24 protein-coding genes and 1 tRNA gene are annotated in these 23,550 nt (G+C 46.5%); 9 read left to right on the top strand and 16 right to left on the bottom strand.

All coding sequences use genetic code 11. From position 1 onward, the window contains the following. Positions 1 to 10 precede the first annotated feature (10 nt). The 8 genes from H2R00_RS18410 to H2R00_RS18375 all read right to left on the bottom strand — a co-directional run bounded on the left by H2R00_RS18410 (position 11) and on the right by H2R00_RS18375 (position 8,868). On the bottom strand, positions 11 to 1,042 hold the full coding sequence (locus H2R00_RS18410) for a glycosyltransferase family 2 protein (RefSeq protein ID WP_154997042.1): 1,032 nt from the start codon (positions 1,040 to 1,042) through the stop codon (positions 11 to 13). 55 nt (positions 1,043 to 1,097) lie between these two features. Beyond that, positions 1,098 to 2,201 carry a biofilm exopolysaccharide biosynthesis protein EpsG gene (locus H2R00_RS18405; protein WP_154997045.1) on the bottom strand — a complete coding sequence of 368 codons (1,104 nt, stop codon included), beginning with the start codon at positions 2,199 to 2,201 and terminating at the stop codon, positions 1,098 to 1,100. Between the two features lie 4 nt (positions 2,202 to 2,205). Further along, on the bottom strand, positions 2,206 to 3,366 hold the full coding sequence (locus tag H2R00_RS18400; RefSeq protein WP_182070021.1) for a glycosyltransferase family 1 protein: 1,161 nt from the start codon (positions 3,364 to 3,366) through the stop codon (positions 2,206 to 2,208). Continuing rightward, complete coding sequence (epsE, locus tag H2R00_RS18395; protein ID WP_182070020.1) at positions 3,359 to 4,201, bottom strand: glycosyltransferase EpsE; 843 nt, start codon at positions 4,199 to 4,201, stop codon at positions 3,359 to 3,361. The genes H2R00_RS18400 and epsE overlap by 8 nt, the downstream gene beginning before the upstream one ends. Then, positions 4,198 to 5,346: a glycosyltransferase family 4 protein gene (locus H2R00_RS18390; protein WP_182070019.1), complete on the bottom strand. Its 1,149-nt coding sequence runs from the start codon at positions 5,344 to 5,346 to the stop codon at positions 4,198 to 4,200. The genes epsE and H2R00_RS18390 overlap by 4 nt, the downstream gene beginning before the upstream one ends. A gap of 10 nt (positions 5,347 to 5,356) precedes the next feature. Then, the gene (locus H2R00_RS18385) at positions 5,357 to 7,174 is read right to left on the bottom strand and encodes a polysaccharide biosynthesis protein (RefSeq protein ID WP_154997052.1); all 1,818 of its coding nucleotides are present in this window, start codon (positions 7,172 to 7,174) and stop codon (positions 5,357 to 5,359) included. A gap of 259 nt (positions 7,175 to 7,433) precedes the next feature. Beyond that, a complete protein-coding gene (locus H2R00_RS18380) occupies positions 7,434 to 8,126 on the bottom strand; it encodes a CpsD/CapB family tyrosine-protein kinase (protein WP_182070018.1) in 693 nt (230 codons plus the stop codon). After that, on the bottom strand, positions 8,116 to 8,868 hold the full coding sequence (locus tag H2R00_RS18375; RefSeq protein ID WP_043928450.1) for a YveK family protein: 753 nt from the start codon (positions 8,866 to 8,868) through the stop codon (positions 8,116 to 8,118). The genes H2R00_RS18380 and H2R00_RS18375 overlap by 11 nt, the downstream gene beginning before the upstream one ends. A gap of 237 nt (positions 8,869 to 9,105) precedes the next feature. Here H2R00_RS18375 and slrR point away from each other — a divergent pair, with 237 nt between their 5' ends. Continuing rightward, a complete protein-coding gene (slrR, locus tag H2R00_RS18370) occupies positions 9,106 to 9,564 on the top strand; it encodes an HTH-type transcriptional regulator SlrR (protein WP_154997059.1) in 459 nt (152 codons plus the stop codon). A 421-nt stretch (positions 9,565 to 9,985) separates the two neighbouring features. Continuing rightward, positions 9,986 to 10,510 (top strand): NAD(P)H-dependent oxidoreductase, encoded by a 525-nt coding sequence (locus H2R00_RS18365; RefSeq protein ID WP_182070017.1) that lies wholly within the window; start codon positions 9,986 to 9,988, stop codon positions 10,508 to 10,510. Between the two features lie 51 nt (positions 10,511 to 10,561). On the opposite strand, the gene H2R00_RS18360 is transcribed toward H2R00_RS18365, so the two are convergent. Continuing rightward, positions 10,562 to 10,894 carry a winged helix-turn-helix transcriptional regulator gene (locus H2R00_RS18360; protein ID WP_154997063.1) on the bottom strand — a complete coding sequence of 111 codons (333 nt, stop codon included), beginning with the start codon at positions 10,892 to 10,894 and terminating at the stop codon, positions 10,562 to 10,564. 174 nt (positions 10,895 to 11,068) lie between these two features. Here H2R00_RS18360 and H2R00_RS18355 point away from each other — a divergent pair, with 174 nt between their 5' ends. The 3 genes from H2R00_RS18355 (at position 11,069) to H2R00_RS18345 (ending at position 15,587) form a co-directional block, all read left to right on the top strand. Continuing rightward, positions 11,069 to 12,163 (top strand): NADH-dependent flavin oxidoreductase, encoded by a 1,095-nt coding sequence (locus tag H2R00_RS18355; RefSeq protein WP_182070016.1) that lies wholly within the window; start codon positions 11,069 to 11,071, stop codon positions 12,161 to 12,163. 351 nt (positions 12,164 to 12,514) lie between these two features. Then, positions 12,515 to 13,963 carry a levansucrase gene (locus H2R00_RS18350; protein ID WP_182070015.1) on the top strand — a complete coding sequence of 483 codons (1,449 nt, stop codon included), beginning with the start codon at positions 12,515 to 12,517 and terminating at the stop codon, positions 13,961 to 13,963. Between the two features lie 76 nt (positions 13,964 to 14,039). After that, complete coding sequence (locus tag H2R00_RS18345) at positions 14,040 to 15,587, top strand: glycoside hydrolase family 32 protein (protein WP_182070014.1); 1,548 nt, start codon at positions 14,040 to 14,042, stop codon at positions 15,585 to 15,587. A gap of 72 nt (positions 15,588 to 15,659) precedes the next feature. Here H2R00_RS18345 and H2R00_RS18340 read toward each other — a convergent pair whose 3' ends face one another. The 3 genes from H2R00_RS18340 to H2R00_RS21325 form a co-directional block, all read right to left on the bottom strand. Next, a complete protein-coding gene (locus tag H2R00_RS18340; protein ID WP_182070013.1) occupies positions 15,660 to 15,812 on the bottom strand; it encodes a hypothetical protein in 153 nt (50 codons plus the stop codon). Between the two features lie 127 nt (positions 15,813 to 15,939). Continuing rightward, positions 15,940 to 16,015: transfer RNA gene (locus H2R00_RS18335), tRNA-Arg, on the bottom strand. Positions 16,016 to 16,129: 114 nt separating this feature from the next. Further along, on the bottom strand, positions 16,130 to 16,282 hold the full coding sequence (locus tag H2R00_RS21325; protein ID WP_234113266.1) for a hypothetical protein: 153 nt from the start codon (positions 16,280 to 16,282) through the stop codon (positions 16,130 to 16,132). Positions 16,283 to 16,615: 333 nt separating this feature from the next. On the opposite strand from H2R00_RS21325, the gene clpP reads away from it, so the two are divergent. Continuing rightward, positions 16,616 to 17,212, top strand: a complete 597-nt coding sequence (gene clpP, locus H2R00_RS18325; RefSeq protein WP_003185550.1) for an ATP-dependent Clp endopeptidase proteolytic subunit ClpP — start codon at positions 16,616 to 16,618, stop codon at positions 17,210 to 17,212. Between the two features lie 70 nt (positions 17,213 to 17,282). On the opposite strand, the gene H2R00_RS18320 is transcribed toward clpP, so the two are convergent. Then, positions 17,283 to 17,858 carry an LOG family protein gene (locus tag H2R00_RS18320; protein ID WP_154999468.1) on the bottom strand — a complete coding sequence of 192 codons (576 nt, stop codon included), beginning with the start codon at positions 17,856 to 17,858 and terminating at the stop codon, positions 17,283 to 17,285. A gap of 110 nt (positions 17,859 to 17,968) precedes the next feature. Here H2R00_RS18320 and H2R00_RS18315 point away from each other — a divergent pair, with 110 nt between their 5' ends. Continuing rightward, positions 17,969 to 18,301: a MazG nucleotide pyrophosphohydrolase domain-containing protein gene (locus tag H2R00_RS18315; protein WP_182070012.1), complete on the top strand. Its 333-nt coding sequence runs from the start codon at positions 17,969 to 17,971 to the stop codon at positions 18,299 to 18,301. Further along, positions 18,291 to 19,268, top strand: a complete 978-nt coding sequence (locus H2R00_RS18310; RefSeq protein WP_182070011.1) for an HD domain-containing protein — start codon at positions 18,291 to 18,293, stop codon at positions 19,266 to 19,268. The genes H2R00_RS18315 and H2R00_RS18310 overlap by 11 nt, the downstream gene beginning before the upstream one ends. A 48-nt stretch (positions 19,269 to 19,316) precedes the next feature. On the opposite strand, the gene H2R00_RS18305 is transcribed toward H2R00_RS18310, so the two are convergent. Together H2R00_RS18305 and H2R00_RS18300 are read right to left on the bottom strand one after the other, a co-directional pair. Further along, a complete protein-coding gene (locus H2R00_RS18305; RefSeq protein ID WP_154999465.1) occupies positions 19,317 to 20,936 on the bottom strand; it encodes a SulP family inorganic anion transporter in 1,620 nt (539 codons plus the stop codon). A 22-nt stretch (positions 20,937 to 20,958) separates the two neighbouring features. Next, positions 20,959 to 21,549, bottom strand: coding sequence for a beta-class carbonic anhydrase (locus tag H2R00_RS18300; protein WP_154999464.1), 591 nt, complete (start codon positions 21,547 to 21,549; stop codon positions 20,959 to 20,961). Positions 21,550 to 21,947: 398 nt separating this feature from the next. On the opposite strand from H2R00_RS18300, the gene H2R00_RS18295 reads away from it, so the two are divergent. Then, entirely contained in the window at positions 21,948 to 22,919 is a 972-nt protein-coding gene (locus tag H2R00_RS18295) for a 2-hydroxyacid dehydrogenase (RefSeq protein ID WP_154999463.1), read from the top strand. A 16-nt stretch (positions 22,920 to 22,935) separates the two neighbouring features. Here the strand turns inward: H2R00_RS18295 and H2R00_RS18290 are convergent, their stop codons facing one another. Further along, on the bottom strand, positions 22,936 to 23,535 hold the full coding sequence (locus H2R00_RS18290) for a flavin reductase family protein (RefSeq protein WP_154999462.1): 600 nt from the start codon (positions 23,533 to 23,535) through the stop codon (positions 22,936 to 22,938). Positions 23,536 to 23,550 lie beyond the last annotated feature (15 nt).

Raw genomic sequence — 23,550 nt, 5'->3', positions numbered from 1 at the left:
TCCTCACCGCCTATTTCTTCATTCTGTGCTCGATCATTTTCTGGTAAATTGCCGCAAATCCATACACTGCCGGCATCAACCGCAAGCGAATCAGCATAAGGAGAAGCTTCTTCTTGGAATCGAATGCCGACATGTCCACCGCGGGGATTTTCCCCCTGAATTCCGGACAGGCGCATATGCTGCGGATATTTTTGTATTTTTCTATTGAAGGGTTTTTGTTGCGACTCTTGCATTCATTTAAAATACTGATGCAGCCGTGGTTGACGATAAAGACGTGCAGCGCCTCCTTTAAAGCCGGGAGCTCTCCGTGCTTTGTCAGGCAGTCCAGGTTTGCTTCATAAAGAGCGAGTCCGTCTTCAAACAGCCCCGCCTGATACTTTTGGACGATGGATGACAGGTGGACCCTGTAATGATAAAGCGGCTTTGTCACGAACGCCGCGGTATTCGCATATAAAAGGCATCTGAAGCTGAAGTACTGATCTTCGATGTTTTCCAGCTCGTCGCGCAGTGGGAAAACGAGCTTATGCCGCTCAATCAGGTCCCGTCTGTAGAGCTTGTTCCAGGAAAAGCCGCTTACTTTACCCTTTAACAAGTCTTTCATGAATGCCTCTTTCGGCTTTCCTTCATAGTTTTTCCCGATGTCCGGGCAGACCGTTTTTCCGGTATCCTGAATTTCGACGGCATAATCACAGATGACAAGATCGGCATCCTTATCCTTCGCTTTTTCATACATAGATTGGCAATAGTCCGGCTCAATCCAGTCATCGGAGTCGATGAATGCCAAGTACTCGCCTGACGCCGCTTCAATGCCTTTATTGCGGACAGCGCCGAGGCCCTGATTCTCCTGCTGAATCGTTTTGATGCGCCCGTCCTTTCGGGCATAATGATCAATGATCTTCTGGCTTCCGTCTGTTGAACCGTCATTGACGATAATGATTTCGATATTTTTTAAGGTCTGGCTGATCAGCGACTGCAAACAATTCGGCAAAAAAGCTTCTGTATTATAAACAGCGACCAGTAGACTAACTGCTGGATTTTCCAATGTGATGACTCCTTTGTCGAAATTTTCACAAGACCTAAACGGCCTATTCCGCTATTCAACGTTCAAAAATCGTTCTGTACGGCAATACCGACGAGTCGAACGGCATGAGCATAAAGCTGTATAAGAAGTAACAGATCAAAATCAAAACATAAAGAAGGGCGTTCGATTTCGGTTCGAAAATCCGTACAAAATAAGGAACGAGAATCAGCTGATAGAGCCCGAAATAAATGTTGAACCTCGCAAAAATGACATCCTTTGTCGCCAAAATTCCGAACAGGAAACCGATCAGACAAAGGTTGACGATATAATCGATTTCGGGCCAGCGCTTTCTAAGCTGCTCCCTGAAGCAGAATGCAAGTACGAGCGGGAGAAGAAGAACGATGATTTTAATGGCGTTCATGCCGTTCGTATTTTTCATCAGCCATTCTTCGTAATGTCCGTATTGACTGTTTTCAAGCACGACAAGGAATACGGACAGAAATTTTTGATACAGAAAAGTCCCGGCCAAAAATAAGAGCATGAGGCACCAGAGGACAGGCGACCACGCTTTTCTTCTGACGATGAAATAAACCGGAATCATGATCAAAGCCGAAGAATGAAAAAGCGAACAGATCAGCACGACGATCATATAGCGCACCAGCTTCCCATCGATCAGATACCGGACCGCCCAAAACAGAATGGCTGCCGCCATGTATTGGCGAATGCCGTTAAAGGAAGCATAGTAGTGAAACATGCCGATAAAGAGAAACATGCTCAACTCAAACGGCCTTCCATACACATAAAGCGTCTTGACGATATAGATATAGGTAATCGCGGCAACGACGGCAAACATGAGCGCCGGATCAGCTGAAATCTGGTTTAATGTCCATAAGAGTGCGGTAAATCCGGGATCAGTCGACGACTTGTCTGTTCCGAAACCGAAGATCTCCCAAAGGTTGTTGTATTTTCCGGCTAATTCGTAAAGCAGCATATATGTGTGGTAATCCGTTCCGACCTTGTATCTTAAGCCGGCAACGATAATCAAAGCCGCGAGCGGAACGACGGTGAGGAGCGCATTCGGACGATAGCCCGTCGGCAGCCTGTGATCTTCCCTGCCGTACATTTTCGCAAACCATGACCAGATGAAAACAATCCCCATATTCAACATGTAAACAGCCATACACTCACTGTCCTTCTGCTGCGGAGATTGAATAGATGTCCATCAGTCTCGCCAAATTTGCTTTTGCATCATAGCCTCTCTCTGCCAGGCTTCTCTCAATCTCCGGCCATGCAGGCTTTTTCGCCTGAGCAGCACGGCTGATATCCTCAGCCCACCGTTCAAAACCGGCATTTAAGCTGAGACGTTTCACCAGGCCGAGTCCCAAATCGGTTTCTTCCGTAATGTGATCTGACACAATACAAGGAAGACCTGACGCCTGCGCTTCGACGAGAACGAGGGGGAGCCCTTCAAACAAAGACGGCATGGCAAATACATCAAACGTCTGCATGAGAACCGGGATATCTTCGACAACGCCGAGAAACAGAATGTCGTCTTTTACACCGAGAGCGGCGGCTTTTTCTTCGATCTGTCTGCGCAGCGGACCGTCACCTGCGAACACCGCTTGAAAAGGCGTGCCCGATTTCTTAAAATGAGCGGCAAGCCCGAGCAGAAACGCGTGGTTTTTCTGTTCAAAAAAACGGCCGACATGCCCGATGACCAGTGCGTCTTCCTTGATGCCGAAGCTCTTTTTTGCATCCGTCTTCGAAACGCCGCTCGCTTCTTTGAACCGGTCAAGTTCAATCCCGTTTTGCAAAAGATGGACCGCGTTTTCGCCCATCTTTTTTCCGCCGAATAAAAAACGCCCGGCATCTTTGCCGCAAGCGCACAGAGCCGTAGCACTGGAGAAAATCAAGCGTCGGAATGCAAGGAGCTGCCATGTATCCCAAAACCGGGGGTTAGGCTTCCAGGCCGTGTTGTGGGAATGGCAGACCCTGACCGGAACGCCGGCGAGCCTGGCCGCCAATGCGGCAAACCCCGTCTGAAAATCCGTATGGGCGTGTACGGCGGCATACGGCCCTTTCTCAACCAAAATCCTTCTGATGTTTTTGATGTAGGCGACAGGTCCCGACCGCCCGATGCTCGGTACATAAAACACACGGCCGCCGCGCGTGATGATCTCCGGATCATAATCGCACGTTTCTTCCCGGTGGGAAATAAAATCAAATTGAATATGCCGCCTGTCTGTATGGCGGTATATATTCATAATCATCGTCTCCGCGCCGCCGCGGTTCATTCCGCTTACGATGTGAAGCACCCGTTTTGGTCTCACGCTTCCGTCATTCATGTTTTACGACCCCTCCGCCTTCATTCATCAATCTTCTTTTATGATATTTGTTCATGATAAAAGGAGGCATGAGCCCCCTGATGATGGGTTTCATAATATAAATGTAGTCTGAGAGCGGGAGCTTCAGCCGTCTGCAGGCGGCAAAGACGATAAACGCATTATCAATCGAGTAGCTGAGCTTTCTCCTTTTAAACGCCGATTCGTCTTCCCTTACTTTGTATAAAGCTTCCTGAAGGTTGTAGCCCGTGTAGCCCGCCTCGAAAAAACGGAGCCACAAATCGATATCTTCCATCCTTCTTGTTCTCCGGCTGACCCGATAGCCGTCCAGCGCCTTATAGACTTCCGCTCTCATCATGATCGTCGCATGGCAAAACGGCGTTCCTTTCGCCATGATTCTCGGTCCTGGAGAGGAAGGAAGCATTCTGACGCCTCTGGTCCCGTTTTCGTCGAAGGCCATCATGCCGCTTCCGACGACATGATAATGAGATTGTGATTCCAGAAACGCGACCTGCTTTTCAAAACGCCTTGGTAAAGAGATATCATCTCCGTCCTGGCGCGCGATATATTTCCCGCCGGCATATTGGAGACAGTGGTTTAACGAAGCAGCCAGCCGCTGATTCTTCTCGTTTTTGATCAGTTTGATCTTATCTGCGTAATGATCGGCATACCGCCTGGCAACAGCATATGTCCCGTCTGTCGAAGCATCGTCACATATAATCAGTTCCCAATTTTTATAGGTTTGATTTAAAATCGACTCGATGCTCTCTGCGATCGTGTCTTCACAATTGTAGACTCCCATAATGACAGAAACTTTCGGCTTTTGACCCCCTGTCATCCTTTCAGCCTCCTTTCAACTGTTTCGTTATCCATAAAGGAAGAGTAAATGCCCGCCATTTCTTTGACGGTACGCTGCTGGGAAAAAGCGGCGGCCGTTCGTCTCCCCGCGTCTCCCATCTTTTTTCGCAAAGAAGGCAGGCGGTACAGCTGTAAAATCCGGTCGCTGAACGTTCCGGCGTCTCCCTGCGGAATCAAAAATCCGTTCACACCCTCTTGAATGACTTCCCGGTGTCCGCGGTTGTCCGCTGCAACGGCGGGCTTTCCTGCCGCCATTCCTTCAAGGAGGTTCATGCCGAGCCCTTCCCTGATGCTTGAAGCGACAGACACGTCTGCAAGCTGAATCCATTCGTGGATGTTTTTTTGAAAACCGGCAAACGTGACGAGCGAAGAAACGCCTTTTTGTTCAGCGAGACTCCGGTATTTTTCCTCCATCTGCCCTTTTCCTGCAAACACGAGCTTTAAGTTCGGAGCTCTGTCTTTTAAAGCAGCCGCCGTTTCGATGAGCAGCGCCTGGTTTTTATTCGCGTTCAGCTCAGCGGGATATATGAGAATAAAGTCCTCTTCTTTGAAACCGTATGTTTTCCTGAGCAGCATTTTCTCTGTTTCGCTGACAGGATGAAACCGCTCCGTATCGACGCCGATGCCGTGGATTTTTTCCGTGCGCAGCCCCTTTCGTAAGCCTTTTGCAAGGACAAAATCTTCTTCATTGATCGTAATCAGGCAATCGGTCAAAGCGGACAGCCCTTTTTCAATCGGATAATACAGCAACCAATTTTTCAAAGGTGCACCTTGGCAAAAGTGAAAACCGTGAGCGGTATAGATCACTTTCGTTCCCTCTTTTCTCTGTTTCCGGGCCGCAAGCCTTGCCAGCACGCCTCCCATTGGCGTGTGGCAATGAATGATGCTGTACCGGTTTGCGTCAATGATGCGGGCCAGCTCTCTATAGGCTGCGATATTGCTTGCATTCAGAGGAGAACGCCTGATATCGATATCAAATTTTTTGTCTGTATAAGGCAGTGTCATATCTCCTTTTGCGGCGATATGAACGTTCCACCCCCGCTCTTTAAACCATTTTAAATACGGGAGGTGGAAGGCCTTGAAATGGTAATCCACAGTAGCGCAAAATAAAACCGTTCTTGTCATGTCCTTCCCCCTAGTGCGCTGTCACCAGCTTTTTCTCATGCTGGCCGATCGCTTTGAACAAGCGTTCTCTCAGCTCGCGGTCTGACAAATACATAAATTCATCCATAAATGTCTTCAGCACCGTCCATTCAACGTCGACCGCCTTGCCGATATGAATCTTCGGGAAAACCTGCTCTGCCAGCACTTCATTTTGATTCAGCAGCTCTTCGTACATTTTTTCTCCCGGCCGAATGCCTGTAAATTCGATTTTGATCTGGTCTGTCGTATAGCCTGAAAGCTGGATGAGATTTTTGGCGAGATCGACGATTTTGACCGGTTCACCCATATCGAGCACGAAAATCTGTCTTCCTTTGGCAAGCGCCCCCGCTTGAATAACCAGCCTTGAGGCTTCCGGAATCGTCATGAAGTACCTCGTCATGTCCTGGTGTGTGACAGTGACCGGGCCGCCTTTAGCGATTTGTTTTTTGAAAATCGGAATGACGCTTCCCCTGCTGCCGAGAACATTTCCGAAGCGGACGGCGACAAATTTGGTTTTGCTCGTTTTGCCGAGATTCATGATCAGCATTTCCGCGAACCGCTTCGTTGCCCCCATGATATTGGCAGGGTTGACCGCTTTGTCTGACGAGATCAGGACAAAAGTTTCTACTCCGGTTTCGTCGGCTGCTTCAGCAACGTTTTTCGTGCCGAGGATATTGTTTTTGACAGCTTCTTTCGGGCATTTTTCCATCAGCGGAACATGCTTGTGTGCAGCTGCATGATAAATGACATTCGGTTTGTAGCGTTCCATCAGCAAAAACATTTTTTCTCTGTCCTGTATGTCAGCGATTTCAGGATAATAGTCGACATGCTTTCCGAACGTCTCCTGCAGTTCAAGCAGGATCGAATGGATGCTGTTTTCTCCGTGCCCGACTAAAATAATCGATTTCGGTTTAAATTTGCTGATTTGTCGGCAGATTTCCGAGCCGATTGAACCTCCGGCCCCCGTCACTAGAACGATTCGGTCCGTGACCGTATTGGAGATTTCGCTTGTATCAAGCTGGACAGGCTCCCTTCCGAGCAAATCTTCTGCTTTGACATCGCGAAGCTGGCCGACAGGATGTCTGCCAAGCAAAATTTCATCTATTTTCGGCATGATTTGCGTTTTGACACCCGTTTGCGCACACGCCTTGTACATTTCCTGCATCTGAGTGACGCTTAAAGATGGAATGGCGATGATGATCCGGTCGATGCTCCATTGACGGACCGCCTGCATGATCTGCTCTTTTCCGCCTAAAACAGGCAGACCCATGATTTCAAGCCGGTATTTCGTTTTGTCATCATCGATAAATGCGACGGGCTTAATGTTCAATTCCGGCTTTTGCACAAGCTGTTTTGCGATCAAACTGCCGGCAGAGCCCGCTCCGATGATTAGCGCCCTTAGAGATCCTTTGCTTTCTTTGTTCACCTGTTCCCTGATGATGCGCCACATCATCCGCGACCCGCCGATCAAGATCAGCTGAAACAGCCAGCTTAAACATAAAAGTCGAACCGGAACGTTTTGAAAGAAAAACAGTTCGAGGACCACCGTCACGAGATGGGACAATGTAATCGATTTAAGCAGCACATACAATTCACCGATGCTTGCGTACTCCCACACTTTTTTGTAAAGGTGGAAGCAATGGGCGAATAAATGCTGAGCGCCAAGCAGTATCAGTGAAGTCATCAGCAGCATTTCCGAAGGGTATAAATCATATGATGGCAAAATCAGCTGATATCCGATAAAGATGGACAGCAAAACCAAGTACGAATCGAGTGCGGTAATAATGGAAAGCCTTCTCCGATATGTCAATTTCCTACCTCCTAATGTATCTTTCTAGCTGATGGGATCTTTCAGGGCAAAATCCCATCAGCTAAAAAGATACGTGCGATTTTCAAATCTAAACCGAGCACATACATCAAATAAAAATGGGCATTTAACCCGTCCTCACGCCCCGCCATCGACGACTTGCGTCTAAGGCAGACGGGAAGTCTGCCCACGGTAGAGCCGAGTGCCTCCATCGGTAAAGGCAAGGAGACATCACCTAAAGCGGTGCAGCCGCTTCAAAAGATTACATGGTTGCGTAATTATATTGGCGCGCTTTTTTCACTTTCCGCCCGTTCAGCACGGCGCCGAGCAGTTCGCTTTTTGAAGAATTCAGCGCGTCCCGAGACTTGATCGCGTTATCAAGCTTTGTTTTTCCGCTGAGGATGACAAGGATGCTTCCATCCACCTGGTTCGCCAATATTTGCGCGTCTGCGACCGGCAAAAGCGGCGGTGAATCAAGGATGACTAAATCGTATTGGTTGTACGCTTTCGCAAGCAGGTCCTCCATCGCCTGCGATGACAACAGCTCGGACGGGTTCGGAGGAATCGGACCGCTTGTCAGCACATGGAGATTTTCCGCTTGGCTTTGCTGCACCACATTTTCCAGCGTCGTTTTTTTCATCAATACATTTGTGACGCCTGAATGGTTATCGAGCTCAAAAATTTTGTGGATCGTCGGCTTTCTTAAATCCGCGTCGATCAGAAGGACCTTTTTTTCCTGCTGCGAAAATACGACCGCCAAGTTTGAAGCCGAGAATGATTTGCCTTCTCCCGGCAGGCCCGATGTGATGAGCAATGACTTAAACGGCTTCTCAAAAGATGAGAACTCAATGTTCGTCCTGATCGTCCGATATTGTTCGACAATCGGTGTGTTCGGCTGATGCAATGCGACAAGCGCCGATTGATATTTGCGAGAGCGTTTTTTTCTAATACCCAAGCGGCTCACTCCTTCCTGCTTTCACGCGGATATTCATATCGGGGTCCCCGCGAAACAGACTTTTTTTATGTTTCATTTGCTCAATACTTCCCAAATAAATAAATCCTGCTTCCTTTTCAACTTGAGACGGCCTTGCAACCGTATCATCGATAAAGTCCAAAAAGAACGCCAAAGCGATTCCGGTCATTAATGCGGCGCCGAATGCCAGCAAAATATTCATTTTGTAATTCGGTCTGACAGGGGTCGGCGAATCGACGATGTCGGCTTTTGACAGGACGGTTACCCGATCGGTGTTCATAATTTGCTTAATCTCTTTTTTGAGTACCGCTGTTAGAGTGTTCGCTATATCGGCCGCCCGTTTCTGATTTTCATCTTGAACCGAAATGTTAATAATCTCTGATTCGCTTTCACTGCTCGTTGCAATTTTTTCACCCAACCGGCCGGCAGAGTAAGGTAAATCAAGCTCTCTCTTGACTTGCTCCAAAATCACCGGGTTTTTCAAAAGCGCTTGGAATGTCCGCGTGTATTGAAGGTTGATTTGAATATCGCTGTACGTGGCGCTCCCCTTTTTCTCTCCTACTTGATGCACCAAAATTTGCGTCGATGCCTGATAGACAGGTGTCAGCACATAGAACTGAATGATTCCGGTCGTCAATGTTACACCTATTGTCAAAACGAGAATAAGAACCGTTCTTTTTCGTAAGATTGCAATCAGTTCTCTAAAATCAATATTTTCTTTCATGCTTGACTGCCTCCTCAGGAATTGCCGTTTGTTAATGATTGGATTATAAAAGAAAAAATTTGAATTGAAAAATGCTGAATTTAGCTATATAGTTCTTTTTAGAGAACAAATTCGTTCGTTTTCTTTTGTTTTCTGTCGATATCTTAAATTTTTGAATTTTATAAAGAACAAATTATTTCTTATAATGAACAGGAAAGCGTTTTTATATGAATGGCAAGGGGAAGGGGAGGAATCAGTATGATCGGAAGAGTCATCCGAATGTACAGAAAAAGAAAAGGCTACTCCATTAACCAGCTTGCTGATATAGCAGGCGTATCAAAATCATATTTGAGCAAAATTGAACGCGGTGTTCACAGAAATCCGTCAGTCGAATTCCTGAAAAAAATCTCCCGTGCGCTGAAAGTCGAATTAAAGGAATTGTTTGATACCGAAGTGATCCTTTATCGCCGGACTGAGCATGAAGACGAGTGGAGAACCCACCTTGTACAGGCCGTGCAAGCGGGGATGAACCAGGAAGAACTGTTCCAATTCACACACCGCCTCAAGCAGAAAAAGAAAGAACGGGCGTTTTATCGAAACAGGGAGCTGACCCAAGCCAATATCGATGAATGGAGAGCCCTAATGCTGGAAGCCAAAGAAATGGGACTGACCGTCAAAGAAGTAGAAGCGTTTTTGATGAGGACAAAAAATCATTAATTCATCCTGCATTCATATTTGTTATTAGAAGATAACGGAAGCTTCTGACTTAAACCATTCATCCGGCTGTAGATCAACATTTCCATTTCAACTTGCCAAAAATTCGGAATAATCACATTAATAGATATCGCACGATCATGATGATACATGTCTATAGCTCCGTTTTCACCTGTTTGCCTTATTTTTTCATGGCAGTCTTTAAACCCGAGGTTAGAGACTTTTTGCTTATGTTTATATATAAATGAAGAAACTCGGATTTTGACCTTTCGCACCTTCCTCCATCACATGCAAATTCTGTGTCTCTCGGCTTACATCAGACCTTTGTCACGGCACGATTGATTGAATGGGGACGGAGCATTTTTGTTGAATCCGCGATTGCTGTTCGTTTAAGATGAATAAAATGGAAGAAGGAGATGGAAAAATGAAAGTATTGGTGCTCGCATTTCATCCGAATATGGAGCAGTCAGTCGTGAACAGAGCATTTGCAGACACATTGAAAGACGTACCCGGCATTACTTTTCGCGACCTTTATCAGGAATATCCTGACGAGGCCATTGATGTGGAAAAAGAACAAAAACTTTGTGAAGAACACGATCGGATCGTCTTCCAGTTCCCTCTTTATTGGTACAGCTCGCCGCCGCTCTTAAAAAAATGGCTGGACCACGTTCTTCTCTACGGCTGGGCATACGGAACAAACGGCACAGCGCTTCGCGGCAAAGAATTCATGGTCGCGGTATCAGCAGGCGCTCCCGAAGAAGCCTATCAGGCCGGCGGGTCAAATCACTATACGATCAGCGAACTGTTACGCCCTTTTCAGGCGACAAGCAATTTTATCAGCACAACCTATCTTCCGCCGTACGTGTTTTACGGGGCGGGCTCAACCGGCGAAAGCGAGCTCGCCAAAAGCGCGAAAACGTACAAAGAGCATGTTTTGAAGTCATTTTAAATCGAAAAAAACCCGACTCTGACAAGTCGGGTTTCGTTATTTCTTCGGCTATTATTCACGTTCATCCATCCACTTTTCCCCCCACGCGGCCATCTCTTTAAAAATGCTGTGGAACGCTTTACCTTTTTCTGTTAAGGCATATTCGACAGTAATAGGAACCGTGGGGAACACCTTCCGGGAAATCATACCGCTTTCTTCAAGATGTCTTAATGTGTCAGTTAATCCTTTAGTGTTGACGTTTCCCAAGTTCCTTCTAAGCTCGTTGAATCGCCGCTTGCCCTGAATGAGTTCGGCGAGAACCAAAAATGACCATTTACCAGAGAAAATTTTCAATACTCCCTGAATTAAAGAAGAGCATTCTTTATGGTCGACAGCTGAATTCATAGCAATTCCTCCATTGCCTCATTCGCCAATTTTGACTTGATCCTACCATATGGACGCCAGAGCATTCAAGAGAATGATCTTACGGTTTATTTTTATAAAGCATATATAAAAAAATTGCGTTCTTGTGGAGCCTCACAGTGGTTGCTATTGTTATATCAAAAAGGAGAAAAAAACATGAAAAAACAATACGCTTCTTTATTCGCCCCGTTTACTTTTAAAAACGGAATCCAATTGAAAAACAGGATCATCATGCCGCCAATGGGGCATTCATCCTCTATGCCGGGAGGATTCATTTCTAACGACGAACTGGTCTATTATGCCGCGCGGGCAACAGGTGTCGGCATGGTCATCACATCTGCGACAACCGTACAGCCCGGAACCGGATTTCCCGGCATCCCCGGAGCTGAGAACGATGATCAAATCCCAGGACTAACCCGGCTTGCAGCCACTTTAAAGAAACACGGAGCGAGAGCAATCCTGCAGCTCTTCCATTCCGGTGCCAAAGGTATAGAACGAACAGTCAGCGCCAGCGCTGTCGCTCCGAATCAACCGAATGCACCGGTGCCAAGGGCGCTGTCTGATCAAGAAATTCAAGACCTTATCCATTCTTTCGGCCAGGCGGCGCGAAGAGCGATAGAAGCCGGGTTTGACGGAGTCGAAATTCACGGCGCAAACGGGTTTCTCATCCATCAGTTCTTCTCCCCTTATTACAACCGGCGCAATGACAGCTGGGGCGGCACTTTAGAGAAACGGATGAGGTTTCCGCTTCAGATCATAGAAGAAATCAGACGCGTTGCGGAAAGCTGCCATAAACCATCCTTTATCATCGGCTACAAGTTTTCGCCCGAAGAGCCGGAAACACCTGGAATTACAATGGCTGAAACGTTGTCTTTCGTCAATGTACTGCGGGAACAAGCATTGGATTACCTGCACGTTTCTCTAATTGATTTCCGGTCCTTGCCGCGCCGTGGTGCAGACAAATCCCATACACGAATGGAACTGATCAAAGAAGCAGTCCAAGACCGTCTCCCACTGATCGGAGCCGGGCAAGTACGCACACCGGAAGACGCCCTTCAAGCGCTGGAAACAGGAGCCGATCTCATCGGAATCGGCCGGGGTCTCCTGATGGATCCGGATTGGCTGCAAAAAGTTCTAGCCGGAAAAGAGGACGATATTCAAACAACCCTGTCAAGACATGATCAGCGGAAGCTCGCAATTCCAGATGCCTTTTGGGAAACTATACCGATGTATATTGATTTCAATGATTGACGATTCCCCCCTTATACAGACTATAGATTCATATAAAAAAGGTGTCTTTTCGCTTAAAATCGGTGTCGATTGCATAAAAATGGATGAGAAAAGAGGATCTTAGACCAGTTGAGTCCCAGAGATAAGTATATTAGAATGATGGTAATTCAATATCGTCGGGATTGTTACTGTCTAAGCAGGCAAGACCTAAAATGTGTGAAGGGCGAAATCTATCTTTTGCCTATATGACCTTGCACATTTTAGGTCTTTTTTCTGTTCTTCAGGACGATGCCACAGTTAGGAGGGATAACTCGGAACGTTCATGTTATCAGGAGCAATCTATTAACATATTGAAAAAGGGAGGAAATATTGATGAACATCAAAAACATCGTTAAAAAAGCATCAGCCTTAACCGTTGCAGCGGCTCTGCTTGCTGGAGGTGCGCCACAAACCTTTGCAAAAGAAACGCAAGATTACAAGAAGAGCTACGGATTTTCTCATATCACAAGACATGACATGCTGAAAATTCCCGAGCAGCAAAAGAGTGAACAATTTAAAGTTCCTCAATTCGATCCGAAAACGATCAAAAACATCCCTTCAGCAAAAGGCTATAACAAAAAGGGAGAGCTGATAGATTTAGACGTATGGGACAGCTGGCCGCTGCAAAATGCCGACGGGACAGTCGCTACATACCACGGCTACAATCTTGTTTTCGCGTTGGCGGGCGATCCGAAAGACGTCGATGACACATCCATCTACTTGTTCTATCAAAAGAAAGGCGAAACTTCCATCGACAGCTGGAAAAACGCCGGCAGAGTGTTTAAAGACAGCGACAAATTCGCTCCTAACGATCCGTACCTTAAGTATCAAACACAAGAGTGGTCAGGTTCCGCCACGCTGACAAAAGACGGAAAAGTCCGACTGTTTTACACGGCTTTCTCCGGCACGCAATACGGCAAGCAGACGCTGACAACAGCTCAAGTCAATTTCTCTCAGCCGGATTCGGACACGCTCAAAATTGACGGTGTAGAAGATCATAAATCGGTCTTTGACGGGGCCGACGGCACAGTGTACCAAAACGTTCAGCAATTCATTGATGAAGGAAACTACAGCTCCGGCGACAACCATACGTTGAGAGACCCGCATTATGTGGAAGATCACGGCCGCAAATATCTCGTATTTGAAGCCAATACGGGAACAAAAACCGGCTATCAGGGAGAAGACTCTCTATTCAACAGAGCCTACTACGGCGGCAGCAAGAAGTTCTTTAGAGAAGAAAGCAGCAAGCTGCTTCAAGGAGCGAACAAAAAGAACGCTTCATTGGCTAACGGCGCACTCGGAATCATCGAATTAAATAACGATTATACGCTGAAAAAAGTCATGAAGCCTTTGATCACCTCCAATACGGTGACTGATGAAATCGAACGGGCCAATCTCTTCAAAATGAACGGAAAATGGTATCTGTTCACAGATTCAAGAGGATCAAAAATGACAATTGACGGCATTGGTGCAAAAGACATTTATATGCTCGGCTATGTATCAGGTTCACTAACCGGGCCATTCAAGCCTTTAAACAAATCCGGACTTGTTTTACACATGGACCTGGATTACAATGACATCACATTTACTTATTCACACTTTGCCGTACCGCAGAAAAAAGGCGACGAAGTCGTCATCACGAGCTACATCACAAACAGAGGGATTTCGAACGAGCATCACGCCACATTTGCACCAAGCTTTTTGCTGAAAATCAAAGGATCAAAAACATCCGTTGTCAAAAACAGCATCCTTGAACAAGGACAATTAACGGTAAACAAATAAAACGAACGAAGGAAAATGCCGGTGAACATCGGCATTTTCTTTCGTGTGTCATCTTAGAATAAAGCGGGGAATTTTCTTGAAGAAGACAGTATATAAGCGGATTAGCATTTTAACTGTTTGTCTTGGAATCTTCATCATAATATTGGCTTCAGTCCGGGAAACAGAAAAAAAGGGCGAAGCCCCGGAAACACCGGAATACCGTGCGGCCTTCCATTTGACAACCCCTGACAAATGGAAAAACGATCCTCAAAAGCCCGTCTATTTCAATGGAGAATATCATTACTACTACCTCTATAACCGGGACTATCCGGATGGCAATGGAACAGAGTGGCGCCACGCTGTATCAGATGATCTCGTCCACTGGCAGGATCAAGGGGTTGCCATTCCGAAATATACGAATAAAAATGGCGATCCTTGGTCCGGTTCTGTCGTTGTCGACTCACAAAACACAGCCGGCTTCGGCAAAGGGGCGATCGTGGCGATTATGACGCAGCCGTCGGCCAATGACGGGAAGGAAGAACAATTTTTATGGTACAGCCAAAATGGGGGAAAAACATTTAAACCTTACGGTGAAGAGCCGGTCTTGCCTAATCCGGACACCGTCGATTTCAGAGATCCGAAAGTGATCTGGGATGAAGAGGATGATAAATGGGTGATGGCGCTGGCTGAAGGAACGAAAGTCGGCTTTTACGAATCACAAAATCTGAAGGAATGGCGTTATACAAGTAGTTTTCAAACAGAAAATATCGGCATCATCGAATGTCCGGATCTGTTCAGGATGCGGGCGGATGACGGAACATATAAATGGGTTCTCGGAGCAAGCGCAAACGGGAAAGGTGCCGGCAAGCCGAATACTTATGCATACTGGACAGGCAGCTTCAACGGCAACGAATTTAGGGCAGACGAAGCAGAACCCCAGTGGCTTGATTACGGATTTGACTGGTATGCGGGCGTGACATTTGAGGATGGCGAAACAAACGATCCGTACGGGAAACGCTATGCTCTGGCGTGGATGAATAACTGGGATTATGCAAACCGGACGCCAACATGGAAAGACGGTTTTAACGGAACCGATTCGATCGTCCGGCAAATTCAGCTTAAACATAAAGGCGGAGATCAATACAGCCTCGCCTCTCAGCCAATCGGTCAATTGGATGAATTAACCGAATCAACCGATGAGTTTGAGCGCATCGAAGTAAACGGATCAAAAACGCTTCAGATTAAGGGAAATACCTATCAGCTTGAGGCGGATATCTCGTGGGCCGATCTTAAAAATGCGGGATTCAGGCTCAGAGAATCTGCGGATCGGAAACGCCATATCGATGTAGGAATTTCTGCTGAAGGCGGATATTCTTTTGTGAATAGAGGGTTTACGGGACAGCCTGACAGCACCAGCACCTATTTGGAAAGCAAAGCACCGTTTGATCCGGAAAAAAAGCGGGTACATTTCACAATCATCGTAGATCAAAACACTGTCGAAGCATTTATTGATGACGGCGAAACGACGCACTCAAACCTTGCATTTCCCGACCTGAATGATACAGGCATCACGCTCTTTACCGAAAATGGAACGGCCGTCTTTGAAAATCTTAAGATCAAACATATGCGTTCAATCCATGATTAAACATTAAACAACAACGGGCGGCCAAACAGCCGCCTTTTTTTGAGAGCGCAAAAAAAAGTGAGCCTTTACAGCTCACTCTTCGTTTCGTTTCGGCACAACAGCAGACAACAAGATCCCCGCACCGAGGCCGATTAAAAGCCCCGGAGCCGGATGGTCGAATAATATCCCGATGCCTAATCCAATCAACAGCCCTGATGGTATAAAATAATTGTGTTTTTTGTCCATTTAACCCCGCCCCTTCGTCTAATCATTACGAGTGACTCCAATTGATATATGCTTCGGGTGAGTCAAATACGACTAAAGTGTTCACAAAAAAACAAGGGCGGCAAATGCCAAACCCTTGTCTTGAAAACGCGCTCGGAGGGATTCGAACCCCCGGCAGACGTGGTACCGGAAACCACCGCTCTATCCAACTGAGCTACGAGCGCACAATATAATTTTTTAACGTCAGCAATTCATATTATAAGGGCTGTTCTTTAAAAAGTCAATCACAATCTCTAGCACGAAACGAAAAAACCGCATCATCATGATGCAGGTTTAGATCATACAGAAGCTATAATCTTTTGTTCGATTTCTTCATTTATTTCGTCCGTCGTTTTGACAAGGCAGATAATGCCGTCAATAAAAGGCCAAATGAATAATCTAATCCAGCCGAGAAGCAACATGGCTACAGCGCAGCCTTTTCTCTCGCCCAGATAAATTCTGTGAGCGGCAACGCCTCCGAGAAACCACCATTAAAGAAATACCATCAGCTTCGATTTCTTCTTATTTTGGAGCTCAAGTCTCTGCTGATCTGCCAGGCTGCTCTTGTCCAAGTTCACATACCCTATAACCGACTTCCTTCTTTCCAACGGACTTAGACTCGAATTTTCTATATAAAGTTGATTTTTTGTTTGAACGTCCTTTAAAATGGGAAAAATAAACCCCAGTATGTCTTTTGTATGAAGGCTGCTTTTTGTTTGACCTTTATTGACCAAAAATGTATGATTAAACTACATACTTACCTTTTAAGGTGAAGGAGGAGCATTATGAATTTAATACCTACAGTCATTGAACAGACGAACCGCGGGGAAAGAGCGTATGACATTTACTCACGCTTGTTGAAAGACCGTATCATTATGCTGGGATCAGCAATCGATGACAATGTTGCGAACTCCATCGTATCTCAGCTTCTATTCCTTGAAGCCGAAGATCCAGAAAAAGATATCAGCATCTATATCAACAGCCCTGGCGGCTCCATCACAGCCGGTATGGCGATTTATGACACCATGCAGTTTATTAAACCGCAAGTCTCTACGATTTGTACGGGAATGGCGGCATCTATGGGTGCGTTCCTTCTTGCAGCCGGCGAGAAAGGGAAGCGCTACGCTCTTCCAAACAGCGAAGTCATGATCCACCAGCCGCTTGGCGGAGCACAGGGTCAGGCGACTGAAATTGAAATCGCGGCGAAGCGCATTCTTTCATTGCGCGACAAGCTGAACAAAATTCTTGCAGAGCGCACTGGACAGCCGCTTGAAGTGATCGAGCGCGATACAGACCGCGACAACTTCAAAACGGCTGAAGAAGCAAAAGAATACGGCTTGATCGATAAAGTGCTCACACGCAATATCGACGCACAGAAGTAAACAGCCAAAAAGCTGCCGGTGACTCCGGCAGCTTTTTTTATGTTGTCCCATTCGCTATATGTAAAGGCTTCTATAAATCCTTCCACTTTTTCTCGAGGACAGGGTATCGATAATCGTTCATGTTCCCGATCAATTCCGCAGGGCTTGCCGAAGCATGAATCAGCTGAAGGTGTGAGTCGTTCGAAAAGCCTTCTTGAACGCTGTATTCAAGCATTTTAAGAAGGGGTTCAAAATAGCCGTTCACATTGTAAAGGCCGATCGGCTTTTGATGGATGCCGATCTGCGCCCAGCAAAGCACTTCAAACAGCTCTTCAAACGTACCGAAGCCTCCGGGCATCGCGATAAAGCCCTCAGCTAATTCACTCATTTTCGCTTTGCGCTCATGCATGCCGCTCACTTCGATCAGCTCCGTCAACTGCTGATGAACGATTTCCCCTGTAAAAAGGCCTTTCGGCATAACGCCGACGACTTCTCCTCCGTTTTCCAATACGGTATCCGCAATCACGCCCATCAATCCCATTCTCGATCCGCCGTAAACAAGGCGAAGCCCCTTCTCGGCAATATAAAAGCCAAGCTCTGCAGCTTTCTTCTTGTACTCCGGATCCGCCCCCATATTTGATCCTGAATATACGCATACCGTTTTCATTCCGCTCACTCCAACTCCATATATTGATAAAAGCAATTAACATTGTACTATATATTGTTTGTTCCGTGTGCGATAATATAATTGAATTTTTAAATGGGAGTGTATGACTTATGACAATCACAGACACGGAGCAATGGACAAAGGCATTTTACCGGAAAAGGGGATGGAGCGAATACGGCCCCTTCATCCGGATGGGATTTTTAATGGAAGAGGCTGGTGAACTGGCGAGAGCGGTCAGAGCATACGAAATCGGAAGGGACCGTCCTGACGAAGCAAAACAGCCGGCTGCTAAGCTGAAAAAAGACCTGATCGAAGAAATGGGCGATGTGATGGGTAATTTGATCATGCTTGCCGGCATATACGATGTTTCATTGGAAGACATGATGGATGCCCACCGCTGCAAACTGACAGAACGATTTCCAGGAGAGCATCATGAAGATTAATGACCGCCTTTACGGGGAGGCAGATTTGGAGCCTGTGCTGACAGACCTCATTCATTCAAAAGCCGTTCAGCGTCTGAAAGGGATTCATCAGGGCGGGGCTTGCTTTCTCGTCAATCCCGCATGGAACATCAGCCGCTGCGAACACAGCATCGGGGTTATGCTTTTGATCCGCAGGCTTGGCGGAAGCCTGGAAGAGCAAATTGCAGGATTGCTTCACGATGTTTCCCATACGGCATTTTCCCATGTGGCTGATGATGTATTTAACATGGAAAACGAAGATTACCATGAACAGATGTTTCGGCAATGGGTTAAACAATCTGATATCCCCCGGATTCTGCATACATACGGATTCAAAGATGAAGCCATCTTATATGACGAGCAAAAATGGACGCTGCTGGAGCAGCCGGCTCCTTCATTATGCGCGGATCGCATCGATTACACGCTTCGCGACTCTTTAGCCTATGGATTTGGCGATCAAGAAGAGATTGGACGATTTTTAGAAACGGGACTGACCGTTGTTGAAGGCGAAATTTGCTGCACTTCGGTGGAGCATGCCGAATGGTTCGCCAGCCTTTACTATCAAGAAGTGATTGACTTCTTTATGAATCCCCTCAATGTATATGCGCTCTGTACGCTCAGCCAAATGCTAAAAGAGGCGCTTGATATGCGAATGATCACGGGACGCGATTTTTTCAAAACCGACACGGAACTGCTTGCGATGCTAAAGCAAAAAGCGCGCTTCCGGGAAACGCTGGAAAAGCTCAGCACAGCGAACCAGCACGTTAAACAAGGAAACGAAGGTGATTTTACTTTTCATCAAACATTAAAGGTGAGATGGATCGATCCAAAAGTCGCCGTTAACGGAAGAAAAGTCCCCGCCTCCACACTTTCAAAGGACGTCCTTCTGATGAAAGAAACGGCAATAGCCACGATGAAAAAAGGCACATATGTAAAAGCTGCCGAATAAAAGCAACCGCCTGCTTCGGTCCGGCTGGAACAGGCGGTTTTTCTACGGTTATGTCACGTCAAATATTTGTTCAGGCCTGTCGACAAAATGCTTTTTGCCGATTTTATGAAACAGCCCTGTTTTATGAAGTAGCTCACGCGGCTGCTGCTGAAGTCCGACGATCATCACTTTGCCGTTTTGCTGGTGGACACGGTTGACGATCGTCATCAGGCTGCCTTCTGCGGAAGAATCCATGTAGTCTACTTTGTTCATAAGCAGGATGAGGAGTTTTGGCGGGTGGCCTTTGTCCAAAATTGAATCCTCCAATGAATTCGATGAGCCGAAAAACAGCGGGCCTTCAACCGAATAGATGCTGACAGAGCGGTGAAATTTCTTTTCTTCCTCTGCAGCAGCCGACTGGACGATCGATTCAGACACATCCTTTTTAATGCGGAACGATTTGCTCATTTTGGCGATAAAGGTGATGATCGCCAGCAGGATCCCGGCCGCCACCCCAAACACAAGGTCCTGCCAAACTGTTAAAAGAAATGTAACGACAAGCACGGCCGAATCAGAATTCCTAATTTTCAAAATATTTGCAAACTCTTTCCGCTCACTCATATTCCAAGCGACCACCATCAAAATCGGCGACATGCTTGCAAGCGGGATAAGGGAAGCGTATGGCGCAAACAAAAGCAGGACCAATAAAACAAACACGCCGTGTACGATACCTGAAATCGGAGAAGCGGCACCCGTTTTAATATTGGTCGCCGTACGAGCAATCGCACCTGTCGCCGGAATTCCGCCGAACAGCGGTGCGGCAATGTTCGCAACCCCCTGGCCGACAAGCTCTTTATTGCTGTCATGCCTTGTCCCCTTCATATTGTCTGCCACCATCGCGGAAAGCAGCGATTCGATTCCGCCGAGCATCGCAATCGCAAGAGCGGGAGGCAGCAGGTAAATGATTTTTTCCAATGACAATTCAGGAAATTGAAAGCTCGGCAAGCTGCGCGGAATTTCGCCGTAAGCTGAGCCGATCGTCACCACCTGTTCAGGAAACAGCATCGTGGCCATGACCGTCGATATAAGCAAGCCTGCGAGCGCTCCCGGCACTTTCGGCAGAATCTTTGGCGTGAACAGCACAAAGAAGAGCGATACGACAGCCGTCAAAATGCTGTAAAAGCTGAGTGTATTCAGGTTGATGACAACCTCTCTCATATTCATATAAAAACTCTCATGCTTCTCAACATTTCTCAATCCTAAAAACTTGGCGATTTCTCCGGTGAAAATAATCACCGCGATTCCGGCCGTAAATCCGATGATCACCGGCCGCGGAATAAATTTGATGATCTTACCGAGTTTTAGCAGCCCTAATATAACCAAAATCACTCCGGCCATAAAACCGGCAATCAGCAGATTCTCAAATCCGTATTGGAGTACAATAGCGAACAGGATCGGGACAAAGGCGCCTGTCGGCCCGCCAATCTGGTATTTCGACCCGCCGAGAAGCGAAATCAAAATACCGGCGACAATCACTGTATAAAGACCGTGTTCCGGTTTCACTCCTGAGGCTATGGCAAAAGCCATGCCAAGCGGAATCGCGACGACTCCAACGACCATTCCTGCTACAATATCTTTTTGAAACCGCTTAAGGCTGTATCCTTCAAATCTGCCTGAAAAACGTAACATTCAATCTATCCTCCCCATTTAATCATCCCATTTCCGAAAGCGAAACGTCTTCACGTGAATAACCATCTTCCACAACATCCAAACGGCCGGTCTTTGGATCAATCACCAATCCGTGCACCGGAACGTCTGAAGGCATCAGCGGATGATTCCGAACCATGTTCACGCTGTGGCTGACGCTGTCTTCAACGCTGTCAAAGCCGGTCATCCATGTGTCCAAATCGATGCCTGAATGCTGCAGGAGTTCGAGACAGCCATCATCGACACCCCGCTGTTTGGCCTTTTGAAGGATAGATGAAGCGTCCAGGCTTGCCATTCCACACTCATGGTGGCCGATCACGCAGACTTCTTCAGCCTGCAGCTCATAGACAGCCACAAGAATGCTGCGCATGACGCTTCCAAAAGGGTGAGAAACAACGGCCCCCGCATTCTTAATGATTTTTGCGTCTCCATTTCTTAAACCCATTGCATGATGGAGCAGTTCTAATAAACGTGTGTCCATGCATGTCAAAATCACAAGTTTTTTCTCAGGAAATTTTGTCGTTTCGTAAAACTCGTACCCCTTTTCCTCTACAAAAGACTGATTGTGCTTCAAAATGGAAGTTAAAATCGCCATTTTTCTCTCACTCCTTTTCATAGTCATATGACCTTGATATTGTTACAGCCGAATTATAGCACATGGATTTCTGATTTGGATTCGAATCAAAAAATTCACTAAAAATGTACTGAATATTTTAAAAAATCTAATTTTATATCTTTCTAAAATAATAAAATCTACACTGTTCTTCACCTATAAAAATATAACTGGAAGCAAAATGGAATATCAAATATTTGGATTTATAGTTATAAAAATGCATTAAAATAAATTAAAAAACTGAAATAAGATTCTATGATTTTCTAAACAACGATAATTGAGCTGATAGTCCTGCGTTTACCCGGAACAATCTTTGATTTTTATAGAAACCGTTTTTCCTCTATAATGGAAGCAGACGATAACGCGGAAGGAGAATGCAGATGAAACCGTTTGTATATGTCACAAAACCTGTCCCAAAAGAAATCGAAGAAATGCTCGCCGAACATTGCACATATGAAATTTGGACTTCGCGCGAGCGTATTCCCAGATCAACCCTGCTCGAAAAAATCAAGGAAGCGAACGGCCTTTTGACCTCAGGAACAAAAATTGACCATGAATTATTATGCAATGCACCGAAGTTAAAAATCGTCAGCAACAACTCCGTCGGCTATGACAACTTTGACATTGAAGCAATGAAAGAAAAATCGGTCATCGGCACTCACACGCCATATATTCTTGACAACACAGTCGCAGACCTCGCTTTCGGTCTGATCCTTTCCTCAGCGCGGCGAATCGCTGAGCTCGACCGCTACGTCCGCGATGGAAATTGGACCAAATCAGAGGATGATGAAAGCTTGTTCGGATGCGATGTCCATCACCGGACACTCGGCATCATCGGAATGGGACGAATCGGCGAACAAGTCGCCAAACGGGCGGCCTTGGGTTTTGATATGGAAGTACTCTATTACAGCCGCAGCCGCAAACCCGATACAGAGAAAAAAACCGGCGCGGTTTATACGGGCTTTCATGAACTGTTGGAACGCTCAGATTTCATTGTTCTGATCACACCGCTCACAGATGAGACATACCGCCTCATCGGCGAAGCTGAATTCAGAAAAATGAAACCGTCGTCCATTTTCATCAACATCTCCCGCGGCAAAACCGTTGACGAACAAGCATTGATTCAAGCGCTGAAAGAAGGTTGGATTAAAGGAGCCGGACTTGATGTATTTGAAAAGGAGCCGATTGAAAAAGACAATCCGCTCCTAAGCCTTTCCAATGTGACCCTCGTTCCCCACATTGGATCATCCACCCTTGTCACACACGTCAACATGCTGAAAAGCGCCGTCCAAAACCTGATTGACGGCCTTGAGGGCAGACAGCCAAAGAATATAGTCAAAGAACTGAGATAACGCGCAATCTTTACATTCAGGCGCGGAATGTTTTGCCGAGCTCGCGTCCTAAACCAAAATAGTGCCTGAAAAGATAAATTAAAGGCCCCCATTTTTGAGGATCGATGTGGTGTTCCCCTTTTATAATCGCTTCATGTGCATGCACATGAAGCACTTTTGTTTCAATGACGGCAAAATACGGGGAATGTTCCGGAATGCGGATATTGACGGCTTCCGCTTCAATTTGAAGCGGACAATCGGCGACTCTGTCAGGTTTCACAGCCAGGGAATCCGCTGCCGTAAATCCGCCGGCTGCAAATTTTTCTTTTAGGTATGTAAAGCCGTGCCGCTTTTTTTCTTCCGGAACGCATCGTTTTCCTGTATAGGCAGCCAGCCGTTCTACATTTCTCCATAAAGATGAATCCGGCACATTGATGACGCATCCGGCTTGTCTCTCTAAATTTTCCAAAGCTTTACCATCGATGCCGACACCGAGTACGATCGAATCTCCGAGCGCCCAAGAAGATGATAGCGGGCTGAGATTCGTGGAACCGTCTTCGTTCAGTGTGCTGAGCAAAATGACGGGTGTTCCGTAGTATAAAATGCTTGGCTGAATAATTTTGCTGTCTTGATGCATATGCGTCTCCTCCTT

It is taken from the genome of Bacillus haynesii, assembly GCF_014042035.1.
GTDB classification, from domain to species: Bacteria; Bacillota; Bacilli; order Bacillales; family Bacillaceae; genus Bacillus; species Bacillus haynesii.
The sequence above is the reverse complement of the archived record's forward strand: the minus strand, read 5'-3'. Positions and strand labels throughout refer to the sequence as shown.